At 75.1% G+C, this 12,496-nt stretch carries 11 protein-coding genes; all 11 read right to left on the bottom strand.

Going from position 1 to position 12,496, the window contains the following annotated elements; genetic code table 11:
* Nucleotides 1–15 precede the first annotated feature (15 nt).
* Entirely contained in the window at nt 16–357 is a 342-nt protein-coding gene (locus BM158_RS13595; protein ID WP_091559806.1) for an RNA polymerase-binding protein RbpA, read from the bottom strand.
* Between the two features lie 122 nt (nt 358–479).
* Nucleotides 480–713: a preprotein translocase subunit SecG gene (gene secG / locus BM158_RS13590; RefSeq protein WP_268247893.1), complete on the bottom strand. Its 234-nt coding sequence runs from the start codon at nt 711–713 to the stop codon at nt 480–482.
* 51 nt (nt 714–764) lie between these two features.
* Nucleotides 765–2,489: an ABC transporter substrate-binding protein gene (locus BM158_RS13585; RefSeq protein ID WP_229827413.1), complete on the bottom strand. Its 1,725-nt coding sequence runs from the start codon at nt 2,487–2,489 to the stop codon at nt 765–767.
* A 44-nt stretch (nt 2,490–2,533) separates the two neighbouring features.
* Nucleotides 2,534–3,343 (bottom strand): triose-phosphate isomerase, encoded by an 810-nt coding sequence (tpiA, locus tag BM158_RS13580; RefSeq protein ID WP_091559802.1) that lies wholly within the window; start codon nt 3,341–3,343, stop codon nt 2,534–2,536.
* Nucleotides 3,343–4,551: a phosphoglycerate kinase gene (locus BM158_RS13575; protein WP_191328522.1), complete on the bottom strand. Its 1,209-nt coding sequence runs from the start codon at nt 4,549–4,551 to the stop codon at nt 3,343–3,345. Before BM158_RS13575 ends, tpiA begins: the two co-directional genes overlap by 1 nt.
* 2 nt (nt 4,552–4,553) lie before the next feature.
* Nucleotides 4,554–5,555 carry a type I glyceraldehyde-3-phosphate dehydrogenase gene (gene gap / locus BM158_RS13570; protein ID WP_091559798.1) on the bottom strand — a complete coding sequence of 334 codons (1,002 nt, stop codon included), beginning with the start codon at nt 5,553–5,555 and terminating at the stop codon, nt 4,554–4,556.
* Nucleotides 5,556–5,709: 154 nt separating this feature from the next.
* Nucleotides 5,710–7,368 (bottom strand): histidine kinase N-terminal 7TM domain-containing diguanylate cyclase, encoded by a 1,659-nt coding sequence (locus BM158_RS13565; protein WP_091559794.1) that lies wholly within the window; start codon nt 7,366–7,368, stop codon nt 5,710–5,712.
* Between the two features lie 142 nt (nt 7,369–7,510).
* Nucleotides 7,511–8,491 carry a DNA-binding protein WhiA gene (gene whiA / locus BM158_RS13560; RefSeq protein WP_091559791.1) on the bottom strand — a complete coding sequence of 327 codons (981 nt, stop codon included), beginning with the start codon at nt 8,489–8,491 and terminating at the stop codon, nt 7,511–7,513.
* A gap of 136 nt (nt 8,492–8,627) precedes the next feature.
* Entirely contained in the window at nt 8,628–9,614 is a 987-nt protein-coding gene (locus tag BM158_RS13555) for a gluconeogenesis factor YvcK family protein (protein WP_091559788.1), read from the bottom strand.
* Nucleotides 9,611–10,525 carry an RNase adapter RapZ gene (gene rapZ / locus BM158_RS13550; RefSeq protein ID WP_091559786.1) on the bottom strand — a complete coding sequence of 305 codons (915 nt, stop codon included), beginning with the start codon at nt 10,523–10,525 and terminating at the stop codon, nt 9,611–9,613. Before rapZ ends, BM158_RS13555 begins: the two co-directional genes overlap by 4 nt.
* Entirely contained in the window at nt 10,522–12,495 is a 1,974-nt protein-coding gene (gene uvrC, locus BM158_RS13545; RefSeq protein ID WP_091559784.1) for an excinuclease ABC subunit UvrC, read from the bottom strand. Before uvrC ends, rapZ begins: the two co-directional genes overlap by 4 nt.
* Nucleotide 12,496: the final 1 nt, after the last annotated feature.

The raw sequence follows: 12,496 nt of genomic DNA, 5'->3' as shown, positions 1-12,496 counted from the left end.
CGGGCCCCCGCGGGCTCAGGCGCCGCGGCGGGCGCGCAGCCGCTGCAGGGCCTCCTCGAGGAGGGCGGCGCCGTCCTCGTCGCTGCGCCGCTCCCGCACGTAGGCCAGGTGCGTCTTGTACGGCTCCGTCCGCGGGGGCGGCGGCGGGTTCTGCTGGTCCTGCCCGGCGGGGAGCCCGCAGCGCGGGCAGTCCCACGTCTCGGGCACCTCGACGTCGTGCGCGAACACGATGCGGGTGTCGTGCCCGTTCGCGCACCAGAAGCCCACCCGTACCCGCGGGGCGGACTCGCCGCGCTCGGACTCGCCCATCGGCCCTGCTCCGACCCGGCTGCCCCGGATCGCGCTGCCACCAGCCACGTGTGCCCCCACTCAGGTCCTGGGATCGATCCCCCGCGCGCCTGAGTGTAGGCACACCCACGTCACGGACGGAGCACAGATTCCCAGGTCAGACGGGGTGTGCGCGATCCGGTCGCGGGCCGTCAGACCTTGAGGAGGATGCCCAGGGCGACGATGCAGACGGTCCAGACGGCGGCGGTGAAGACGGTCAGCCGGTTCAGGTTCTTCTCCACGACCGACGACCCGGACAGCGAGGACGACGCCGCGCCGCCGAACATCGAGGACAGCCCGCCGCCCTTGCCGCGGTGCAGCAGGATCAGCACGATCAGCAGCAGGCTGGTGAGCACCAGCAGGACGTTCAGGACGATCTCGATCACGGGTTCTCCAAGCTCAGCGGGCAGCCAGCGGACCAGCCTACGGGACGTCGGTCAGCCGCCACCCACACCGGCGGTGGCCACGTCGTAGCCGGTCCAGGGCAGCATCACCACGCCGTTGTGCAGCCGCTGGCCGGCCAGCAGCTGCACCCGGTTCTCCGCCAGCGGCACCACGGCGTGGGTGGCCAGCGCCGCGTCGGCGACCGCCGCCCAGGCCGCCACGTCCCCGGCGCCCACCGCGGTGTCGACCAGCGCGTCGACGGCGGGGTCGGCGAGCAGGCCCAGGTTGTGGTTGCCGGCCACCTGCGTGATGGACCGGCCGTCGACCAGCGGCACCAGGAACGACGCCGGGGTGGGCAGGTCGGAGGTCCAGGTGGCCAGCACCATGCCGTAGCCGCCGTCGGTGATCGCCTGGGGCGAGCCGACGCCGGTCGTGTAGTAGGTCGTGGGGTCCAGCGGGACGACGGTGACCTGGATGCCGACCTGCGCGAACTGCGCGACCAGCCGCTCGGCGACCGCCCGGCTGACCGGGGCGTCGGGGACGGCCATCCTGGTGGCGAACCCGTCGGGGCTGCCGCACGCCGCGAGGGACCCGCGCGCCGCGTCGAGGTCGGCGGCCGGGTCGGGGTCCTCGGGCCCGCCGGGCAGCGAGCGGGGCCAGAGCACCGAGGTGCGGACGGCGGCACCGGCGCCGCCGAGGGCCTCCTGCACGCCGGTCCGGTCGACGACGGCGGCGACGGCGGCGCGGCAGTCCGGGGACGTCATCGGGGCCACCGTGGTGGGCAGCGCCAGCAGCCGCACCGCGCCGGTGGTGACGTCGTCCACCCGGTCGGCGATGGCGTCGTCGGCGTCCGCCCGGGCGGTGGTGGCGTCCTGGACACCAGTGCCGGACAGGTCGGCGTCGGCGGACCCGGCCAGCAGCGCCTGGTCCCGGTCGAGGCCGGTCAGGCCGGTGCGCACCACCACCTGGTCGGGCAGCGCGGTGCGCACCGGGTCGCTGTCGGCGGTCCAGGCCGGGTTGCGGTCCAGCACGATGCCGGCCACCGGGTCCACCGAGGTGATCGCGTAGGGCCCCGAGGAGACCGGGTCGTCCTGGTAGGCCGCGCCGGTGTCGGCCTCCGCCGGCACCGGGCCCGAGGAGGGCAGCGCCAGCACGAACGGGAAGTCCGGGTCGGCCCGGGAGAGCGTGAAGGTGATCGTCGCGTCGTCGGGGGTGGCGATCGTGGTGAGGCCGAGCCGGTCGGGGGTCTCGTCCTGGTACGGGCCGGCGTAGAGGCTCTCCGGGTCGAGCAGGTCGAGCACGAAGTTCGGCCCGCCGCGGAGCACGTCGACGGCGAAGGACCGCTCGATGCCGTACTTGATGTCGCGGCTGGTGATCGGGCGGCCGGTCTCGAAGGTGGCCCCGGGCCGGAGGGTGAAGGTCCAGGTGCGGCCGCCGTCCGGCGTCGTCCCGAGGTCCGTGGCGAGGTCGGGCACCAGCTGCTCGGTGCTCCCCGGCTCGGACGAGTAGGTCACCAGGGTGCGGGTGTAGAGCCGCATCAGGTTCCACACCGCCGGCAGGTAGGAGCGCTGCGGGTCCAGGCTGTCCACCTGCGCGGTGACCAGGCGCAGCGTGCCGCCGGTGGCCTCCGACGGGGCGCGCAGGCCGTCGACCCCGCCGTCCGGGGCACCCGACGCGGTCGGGAGCGCGGTGTCCGCGGGGTCGCCCCCGGTGCAGCCGGCCACCAGGGCGACCAGCAGGAGCAGGGCGGGGAGCGCTCGGCGCGGGTGGGGCCTCACGGGGGCGGCGGTCCTCCAGGTGGGGGGGCCGCCGCCCCTGCGGGTCAGCGGCTCTCGGCTGCGGAGCGGCAGATCGAGACGAACTCGTCGGCGTCCAGGCTCGCGCCGCCCACCAGTGCCCCGTCCACGTCCGGTCCGGCGAGGATGCCCGCGGTGTTGCCGGCCTTCACCGAACCGCCGTAGAGGATACGGACGACGTCGGCGGTCTCCGGCCCGAAACGCTCGGCGAGCCGGGAGCGGATCGCCCCGCAGACCTCCTGCGCGTCCTCGGGGGTGGCCACCTCGCCGGTGCCGATCGCCCACACCGGCTCGTAGGCGACCACGACCCCGGCGACGGTCGCGGCGTCCAGGCCCTCGAGCGCGGCGTCGACCTGCGCGGTGGTGTACGGGACGTGCTCGCCGGCCTTGCGCACCTCGAGCCCCTCCCCCACGCACAGGATCGGCACCAGCTCGTGCTCCAGCGCCTTGCGCACCTTGGCCGCGACGACCTCGTCCGTCTCGGCGTGCATCGCCCGCCGCTCCGAGTGCCCGACGACGACGTAGGTGCAGGCCAGCGCCTTGAGCTGGGCACCGCTGACCTCGCCGGTGTAGGCGCCGGAGTCGGCGGTGGACAGGTCCTGGCCGCCGAAGCCGATCTCGATCTTGTCGCCCTGCACCAGCGTCTGCACGCTGCGGATCGCGGTGAACGGCGGGACGACGACGACCTCGGCCGCCTCCAGCTCGGGCTCCTTGAGGCCGAACGCGACCTTCTGGACCAGCCCGATGGCCTCCAGGTGGGTCAGGTTCATCTTCCAGTTGCCCGCGATGAGCGGACGGCGGCCCTCGTACACCTTCGCGGACTTCGTGCGGGCCATCAGCCGGCCCCGCCCGACAGCACGGCCAGGCCCGGCAGCTCGCGGCCCTCGAGGAACTCCAGGGACGCACCGCCGCCGGTGGAGATGTGGCCGTAGCCGTCCTCGGGCAGGCCCAGCTGGCGCACCGCGGCGGCGGAGTCGCCCCCGCCGACGACCGACAGCCCGTCGACGGCGGCCACCGCGGTGGCCACCCCCCGGGTGCCGGAGGTGAACGGCGCCAGCTCGAACACGCCCATCGGGCCGTTCCAGAACACCGTACGGGCGTCGGCCAGGTGCCGGCCGAACAGCTCGACGGTGTGCGGACCGACGTCGAGGCCCTTGAGGCCGTCGGGGATGGCGTCGACCGGGGTCACCGTGACCTGGGCGTCGGCCACCAGGGCCTCGGCGCAGACCACGTCGACCGGCAGCACGATCTTGTCCCCGGCCTCGGCCAGCAGCCGCCGGCAGGTCTCGACCTGGTCCTGCTCGAGCAGCGAGCCGCCCACCCCGTGGCCCTGCGCGGCCAGGAAGGTGAAGCACATGCCGCCGCCGACCAGGAGCCTGTCGACCTTGGGCAGCATGGCCTCGATGACGGCCAGCTTGTCGCTGACCTTCGACCCGCCCAGCACCACGACGTAGGGCCGCTGCGGGTCCTCCGTCAGCCGGGTGAGCACGTCGAGCTCGGTGGCGACCAGCCGGCCGGCCGCGTGCGGCAGCCGGGTGGCGACGTCGTAGACCGAGGCGTGCTTGCGGTGCACGGCCCCGAAGGCGTCGTCCACGTACAGGTCGGCCAGCGCGGCGAACCGGTCGGCCAGGGCACCGCGGGCGTCGTCGTCCTTGCTGGTCTCGGCCGCCTCGAAGCGGACGTTCTCCAGCAGGCAGACGTCGCCGTCACCGAGGGCCTCGACCGCGGCCTGCGCCCCGGACCCGGCGGTGTCGGCGGCCAGCGGCACCGGGGCGCCGAGCAGCTCGGACAGCCGCGCGGCGACCGGGGCCAGGCTGAACCGGGGGTCCGGCTCGCCCTTGGGCCGGCCCAGGTGCGCCGCGACGACGACCCGGGCGCCGGCCTCCCGGAGCGCCTGCAGGGTGGGCAGGCTGGCCCGGATGCGGCCGTCGTCGGTGATGACCGGGTCGCCGGTGGAGTCGTCGAGGGGGACGTTGAGGTCGGCGCGCAGCAGCACGCGCTTCCCCGACACCCCCTCGGCGATCAGCTCGTCGACGGTGCGCATGCTCAGAGCTTCGAGCCGACGAGCGAGGTCAGGTCGACGAGGCGGTTGGAGTAGCCCCACTCGTTGTCGTACCAGCCCACGACCTTGACCTGGTCGCCGAAGACCTTGGTCAGGCCCGAGTCGTAGATGCACGAGGCCGGGTCGGTGACGATGTCGGAGGAGACGATCGGCGCGTCGGTGTAGACCAGGTAGGGCGCCAGCGGGCCCTCGGCGGCGGCCTTGTAGGCGGCGTTGACCTCCTCGACGGTGACCTCGCGGGACAGCGTGACGGTCAGGTCGGTGGCCGAGCCGGTCGGGACCGGGACGCGCAGCGCGTAGCCGTCGAGCTTGCCCTTGAGCTCCGGCAGGACCAGGCCGATGGCCTTGGCCGCTCCGGTGGAGGTGGGGACGATGTTCAGCGCGGCGGCGCGGGCGCGGCGCAGGTCCTTGTGCGGGCCGTCCTGCAGGTTCTGGTCGGCGGTGTAGGCGTGGATGGTGGTCATCAGGCCGCGCTCGATGCCGAACGAGTCGTTGAGCACCTTGGCCAGCGGGGCCAGGCAGTTGGTGGTGCACGAGGCGTTGCTGATGATGGTCTGCGAGCCGTCGTAGAGCTCGTGGTTGGCGCCCATGACGATGGTGATGTCGTCGTCGGTCGCGGGCGCGGAGATGATGACCTTCTTGGCGCCGGCCTCGACGTGCTTGCGGGCGTCGGCGGCCTTGGTGAAGAAGCCGGTGGACTCGATGACCACGTCGACGCCCAGGTCGCCCCAGGGCAGGTTGGCCGGGTCGCGCTCGGCGAGGGCGGTGATGGTCGTGCCGCCGACGGTGATGCCGTCACCGGAGGAGGTGACCTCCTCGGGGAACTTGCCGAGGACCGAGTCGTACTTGAGCAGGTGGGCGAGGACGTCGTTGCTCGTCAGGTCGTTGACGGCGACGATCTCGATGTCCTGGCCGCTGGCGGCGACCGCCCGGTAGAAGTTGCGGCCGATGCGACCGAAGCCGTTGATGCCGACGCGTACCGTCACTGGGACCTCCGTGGGTGCCTTGTGCGTGCTCTGTGGGTGCTCTGCGGGGTGCCGTGCTGCTGGCGCGGGGGGTCGCGCAGCTGTGCGCGACACCGCCTCGCCGAGAACCCTAGCCGTCGGGGTGGAGGCTGCAGGACGGGACCGTCGTCGCAGGTCAGGACGGCGAGAAGACGTCCGTGACGTCTGCGGGGGTGGCACCGGGTGCCGCCAGGACGACCCGGTCCCGCCCGGCCGCCTTGGCCGCGTACAGCGCGGCGTCCGCCCGGGCCAGCACCTCGGGGCCGGCGTCGCCGGGCAGACCGGCCACGGCCACCCCGATGCTCACGGTGAGCGCGGTCGAGCCACCGGGGACGGCGTGCACCAGCGCCGCGCACCGGGCCCGCAGCTCCTCGGCGCGGGCGGCGGCGGCACCGGCGTCGGCACCGGCCAGCACCAGCACGAACTCCTCGCCGCCGACCCGGGCGACGACGTCCTCGGCGCGGGCCGCGGCGCGCAGCTCGTCGGCGACCGAGCACAGCACGGCGTCGCCGGCGGCGTGGCCCCACCGGTCGTTGACGGACTTGAAGTGGTCGACGTCCACGGCGACGACGGCGACCGGGTCGGTCCCGCCGGCGGCGACCGCGGCGTCGAGCTCGCGGTCGAGGTGACGGCGGTTGTGCAGGCCGGTGAGCGGGTCGCGGACCGCCTCCTCGGCGAGCGCGGCGCGCAGCCGCTCGACGGTGGCCACGTGCTCGGCGAGCTCGGCGTTGAGCCGGCGCAGGTCGGCCTCCCGGCGCTGCTCGGTGCTGACGTCGCGGACGACGGTGAGCCGGCCGCCGCGGTGGCCGCGGCCGCCGACCGGCACGGTCTGCACGTCCAGCCACACGTCGGCGGAGACCTGCACGACGGCGTGGCCGGAGGCGAAGGTGCCGTCCGCGGCCGGGCCGTCGGGCAGCACGGCCCCGAGCAGCGTCGGGCCGACCAGGGCGGCGAACCGCTCCCCCACCGGGTCGGCGACGTCGTCGGGGCGGACCAGCTGCAGCAGGCGCCGCGCGGCGGGGTTGAGGTCGACCAGCCGGCCGGCGCGGTCGCTGACCAGCACCCCGTCGGTCATCGTCTCCACCACGAGGTCGCGGGCCACCGGGACCACCTCGAGCAGGCCGGCCCGCAGCACCGCCCACCCCGCGATCAGCCCGGTGGCGATGAAGAACAGCGGGGTCAGGTCGACCACGCCGTCCCCGCGCATGGACGTCGTCATCACGACGTTGCCGATCGTCGGCGGCACCGCGGAGACCAGCAGCACCACGGCCTGCCGCCGGGCCAGCGGGGCGCCGGCGCGGGCGACCCGCACCAGGCGGAGCAGGGACGCGGCGATGAAGGCGTAGCTGTAGAGGCTGTGCGCGGCGAACAGCGGGCCGCCGACCAGCATCACGGCACCGGTGGGCGCGGTCAGGTCGGTGCGGCCGAAGACCAGGTCGGTGGTGGCGGGCAGGACGGAGAGGACGGCGAGGGCGACCGGCTCGACCCCGAGCAGCACCCCGGTGCGGCGGGTCATCCGCCAGCGCGGGTCGGCCACCAGCCGGGACAGCCCCCAGAACCCGGCGACGGTCGCGCCGACGGAGAGGAAGACGGCCGGGTAGGCGGCGGCCCGCAGGCCGGGTGCCAGCGGCGCGAGGACCCAGGCGCAGGCCAGCGACCAGCCGCTGATGCCGGCGAGGGTGAGCGCCAGGGCGCGGGCGCCGGGGTTGTCCCGCCGGTGCCGCCAGGCGGCGAGGCCGACGCCGGCGGTCAGCAGCGGTGCGAGCCCGAAGGCGAGCACCCAGAGCGTCCCCACCGCGCCTCCCCCGTGCTCCAGCCGCGGCCGTCCTCCGGCGCGGTCCTCACCCCTCCTCGTCGGCGTTCGCGGGCCCGGACCTGAGCGGACGGGTCACGCCCCGCCCCGGCCGGGTGAGGTCGGCCACGCGGGCGCGGGCCTGCTAGGGCCCGATCATGTCGTCGGTGACGACGGACTCGGTGTCGGGGATGCCGAGGTCCTTGGCCCGCTTGTCGGCCATCGCCAGCAGCCGGCGGATGCGGCCGGCGACGGCGTCCTTGGTCATCGGCGGGTCGGCCCGCTGGCCGAGCTCCTCCAGGGATGCCTGGCCGTGCTCCAGCCGCAGCCGGCCGGCGACCAGCAGGTGCTCGGGGGCGTCGTCGCCCAGGATCTCCAGCGCGCGCTCGACGCGGGCGCTGGCCGCGACCGCCGCGCGGGCCGAGCGGCGCAGGTTGGCGTCGTCGAAGTTGGCCAGCCGGTTGGCGGTGGCCCGGACCTCGCGGCGCATCCGCCGCTCCTCCCAGGTGAGGACCGCCTCGTGGGCGCCCATCCGGGTGAGCAGCGCGCTGATCGCGTCGCCGTCGCGCACCACGACCCGGTCGGCGCCGCGGACCTCGCGGGCCTTCGCGGCGATGCCCAGCCGGCGGGCGGCGCCGACCAGCGCCATCGCGGCCTCCGGGCCGGGGCAGGTCACCTCCAGGGAGGAGGAGCGGCCGGGCTCGGTGAGCGAGCCGTGGGCGAGGAAGGCACCCCGCCACGCGGCCTCGGCGTCGTTGAGCCCGCCGGAGACCACGGCCGGCGGCAGGCCGCGCACCGGGCGGCCGCGCTGGTCGACCAGGCCGGTCTGGCGGGCCAGGCCCTCGCCGTGCTTGGCGATGCGGACCAGGTAGCGCACCCCGCGGCGGATGTTGCCGCCGGCCAGCACGCTGACGCCGCTGGTGTAGCCGTAGACCTCGCTGATGTCGCGGCGCAGCCGGCGGGCCACCGACCCGGTGTCGAGCTCGGCCTCGATGACCACCCGGCCGCCCACGATGTGCAGGCCGCCGGAGAAGCGCAGGAGCGCCGTGACCTCGGCCTTGCGCTCGGAGGTCCGGGTGCACTCCACCCGGGAGAGCTCGTCCTTGACCATCGCCGTCATCGCCATGCGCTGTCCCTCTCCCCCTCGGCCGGGCCCCCGGCGACCGGGCGCCAGCGGCGCGCCGGAACCGCTCCCGCGACCGTCGTCCCCCGATACTGCCGCACGCCGGAAGCGTGCGGCCACGTCGACCTCGCGGCCGACCTCACGTCCGCCCCGCCGCCGGCAGCCGCTGCACGACCTGCGCGAGCGCACCCCGGAGCAGCTCCGGCTCGTGGTGCGGGGCGCCGTCGCGGGCGGCCACCGGCGCAAGCACCAGTTCCGCCCCGCACGCCCGCACAGCTGACAGCAGACCACGCCGGTCAACAACCGCTCCCGCATCCGCGACCACGGTGTGCAACGGCACGCCCTGCAGGTGGTCCACCAGGACCCGCAGGTGCTCCTCCGGGGAGAACCCGTCGGTCTCGCCGGCCTGGGGCTCGAGGTTGAGCACGACGACCACGTGCGCCCGGGTCTCCGCCAGCGCCGCCCGCAGCCGCGGCACCAGCAGGTGCGGCAGCACGGAGGTGTACCAGGACCCCGGGCCCAGCGAGACGACGTCGGCCCGGGCGATGGCGGCCAGCACGTCGGGATGCACCGGGGGGTCGGCCGGGGTGACCCGGATCGAGCGCACCCGGTCGGGACTGGTCGCGATGGCCACCTGCCCGCGGATGTGCCGGGACCGCTGCGGGTCGTCGGGGTCGACGGTGTCGACGATGGCCACCAGGTCGAGCGGGACGTCGGCCATGGGCAGCACCCGCCCGTGGGCGCCGAGCATCGCGCACAGGGTGTCCAGGGCCCGCACGGCGTCCCCGTCGTGCACCTCGGTCAGCCCGGTGAGGACCAGGTTGCCCACCGGGTGGCCGGCCAGCACCCCGTTCCCGCCCAGCCGGTGCTGCAGCAGGGTCGCGAACTCCTGCGTGCGCGGGTCGTCGCCGGCGAGCGCGGCCAGCGCCATCCGCAGGTCGCCGGGCGGGAGGACCGGCATCTCGCGCCGGATCCGGCCCGAGGAGCCGCCGTCGTCGGCGACGGTGACCACCGCGGTGAGCTCCCCGGCCACCGGACGCCAGGCGGCCAGCGACGCGGCGAGCCCGTGCCCGCCGCCCAGCGCGACCACCGCGGGCCCGGACGCGGTGCCCGCCCCGTCGGTCACTCGCGGCCCAGGTCGCGGTGGCGAGCGGCGGCGGTGACCCCGTCGGCGCTCAGCCGCCGGGCGAACTCCTCGGCGATGGCCACCGAGCGGTGCTTGCCGCCGGTGCAGCCCACCGCCAGGGTCAGGTACTTCTTGCCCTCCCGCCGGTAGCCGGGGACCAGCAGCCGCAGCACGTCCTGGTAGCGGTCCAGGAACTCCGCCGCGTCGGCGGCGCCGAGCACGTGGTCGCGCACCGGGGCGTCGCGGCCGGTCAGCGGGCGCAGCTCGGGCACCCAGTGCGGGTTGGGCAGGAACCGGGCGTCGACCACCAGGTCGGCGTCCAGCGGGAGGCCGTACTTGAACCCGAAGCTGAGCACCGTGGCGGTCAGCTCGGGCACCGCCCCCTCGCGCAGGAACGCCGCCTCCAGCGTCGCCCGCAGCTGGTGCACGTTGAGGTCGGAGGTGTCCACCCACAGGTCGGCGTCCCCGGCGATGCCGGTCAGCAGCGCGCGCTCGGCGGCGATGCCGTCGGAGAGCCGGCCCGAGCCCTGCAGCGGGTGCTCCCGGCGGTTGGACTCGTAGCGCCGCACCAGCACCTCGTCGCGGGCGTGCACGTACACCACCCGCGGCCGGTGGCCGGCGTCCGACAGCGACCGGATCGACTCGGCCAGGTCGCTGGAGAAGGCCCGGCTGCGCACGTCGACGACGGCGGCGAACCGGCGGACGTCACCCCGCGAGCCCAGCTCGACCATCGGGGCCAGCAGCGCCGGCGGCAGGTTGTCGACGACGAAGAAGCCGAGGTCCTCCAGCACCCGGCCGGCGCTGTTCTTGCCGGCGCCGGACAGGCCGGTGACCACGACGACCTCGAGGGGGCCGGGGTCCAGGGGCTCGGCGGGGTCGGCCTGCGGCGCGGGCCCGGGCAGGTCGGTCACGAGGCGGCTCCGGTGGTCAGCGGGGTCGAGCTGCCATCATCGCCCGCCGCGACGTCGGCGTCGGCCGTGGGTGGCTCGGCCACCGCCGCCAGCACGGCCTCGGCGGTGCGCCGGCCGATGCCCGGCACCCGGGTCAGCTCCTCGACCGTGGCCGCCCGCAGCCGCTTGAGCGACCCGAACTCCTTCATCAGCGCCTTGCGGCGGGTGTCGCCCAGCCCGGGGACGTCGTCGAGCAGGGAGACCAGCATCCCGGCCGAGCGCTTCTGCCGGTGGTAGGTGATCGCGAACCGGTGCGCCTCGTCGCGGACCCGCTGCAGCAGGTACAGCGCCTCGGAGGTGCGCGGCAGGATGACCGGGTCGGGGTCGTGCGGCAGCCACACCTCCTCCATCCGCTTGGCCAGCCCGCAGACGGCGACGTCGTGCACGCCGAGCTCGGCGAGCGAGCGGGCCGCGGCGGCGACCTGCGGCTGGCCGCCGTCGACGACGAGCAGGTTGGGCGGGTAGGCGAACCGGCGCGGCCGGCCCTCCTCGGCGGCGACGCCCTGCTCGTCCTTGCGGTCCTCCTCCTCCTTGAGGTGCCGGGCGAACCGGCGCCGCACGACCTCGGCCATCGCCGCGGTGTCGTCGGTGCCCTGGGCGACCTGGAAGCGGCGGTAGTCGCTCTTCTTGGCCAGGCCGTCCTCGAAGACGACCATGCTGGCCACCACGTTGGTGCCCTGCACGTGGCTGACGTCCATGCACTCGATGCGCAGCGGGGCGTCGGGCAGGTCGAGGGCCTCCTGCAGCTCCGACAGCGCCAGCGAGCGGGCGGTCAGGTCGCCGGCGCGCTTGACCCGGTGCCGGGCGAAGGCCTCCTGGGCGTTGCGCTCGACGGTCTCCATCAGCGACCGCTTGTCCCCGCGCTGGGGCACCCGCAGCGACACCTTCGACCCGCGCAGCTCGGTGAGCAGCTCGGCGTAGACCTCGGACTCGGCGGGCAGCTCGGGCACCAGCACCTCGCGCGGCACGGCGTCGGCGCTGGCGTCGCCGGTCTCGCCGCCGCCGTAGACCTGCAGCAGGAACTGCTCGACGAGCTGGCCGGTGGTGACCTCCTCGACCTTGTCGATGATCCAGCCACGCTGCCCGCGGACCCGGCCGCCGCGGACGTGGAAGACCTGCACCGCGGCCTCGAGCTCGTCCTGGGCGAAGGCGACGACGTCGGCGTCGGTGCCGTCGCCGAGCACGACCGCCTGCTTCTCCAGCGCCCGGCGCAGCGCACCGAGGTCGTCGCGCAGCCGGGCGGCGCGCTCGTACTCCATGTCCTCGGCCGCGCGGGCCATCTCCCGCTCCAGCCGGCGGATGATCTGCTCGGTGCGGCCGCCCATGAAGTCGCAGAAGTCGTCGACGATGTCGCGGTGCTCCTCGGCGGAGACCTTGCCGACGCATGGGGCCGAGCACTTGCCGATGTAGCCCAGCAGGCAGGGCCGGCCGATCTGGCCGTGCCGCTTGAACACCCCGGTGGAGCAGGTGCGGGCCGGGAACACCCGGGTGAGGGTGTCCAGCGTCTCCCGGATCGCCCACGCGTGGGCGTAGGGCCCGAAGTACCGCACGCCCTTGCGCTTGGGACCGCGCATGACCTGCAGCCGCGGGAACTCCTCGTTGAGGGTCACCGCGAGCGACGGGTAGCTCTTGTCGTCCCGGTAGCGGACGTTGAACCGCGGGTCGAACTCCTTGATCCAGTTGTACTCGAGCTGGAGGGCCTCGACCTCGGTGCCGACCACGGTCCACTCCACCGACCCGGCGGTGGTGACCATCTGCCGGGTGCGGGGGTGCAGCCCGGCGATGTCGGCGAAGTAGCTGTTCAGCCGCTGCCGCAGGCTCTTGGCCTTGCCGACGTAGATCACCCGGCCGCCGGGGTCACGGAACTTGTAGACCCCCGGCGACTCCGGGATGCTGCCGACCGCCGGCCGGTAGGTGGACGGGTCGGGCACG

The sequence above is a fragment of the Klenkia taihuensis genome (genome assembly GCF_900112525.1).
Classification (GTDB): domain Bacteria; phylum Actinomycetota; class Actinomycetes; order Mycobacteriales; family Geodermatophilaceae; genus Klenkia; species Klenkia taihuensis.
Note: the sequence above shows the minus strand (reverse complement) of the source record. Positions and strands in the feature narration are given on the sequence as shown.

Excerpts from the sequence above, each read along its gene's own strand:
- tpiA (WP_091559802.1), bottom strand. The coding sequence starts at position 3,343 with ATGGCCCGCACGAAGTCCGCGAAGGTGTACGAGGGCCGCCGTCCGCTC.
- BM158_RS13575 (WP_191328522.1), bottom strand. The coding sequence starts at position 4,551 with ATGCGCACCGTCGACGAGCTGATCGCCGAGGGGGTGTCGGGGAAGCGC.
- whiA (WP_091559791.1), bottom strand. The coding sequence starts at position 8,491 with ATGGCGATGACGGCGATGGTCAAGGACGAGCTCTCCCGGGTGGAGTGC.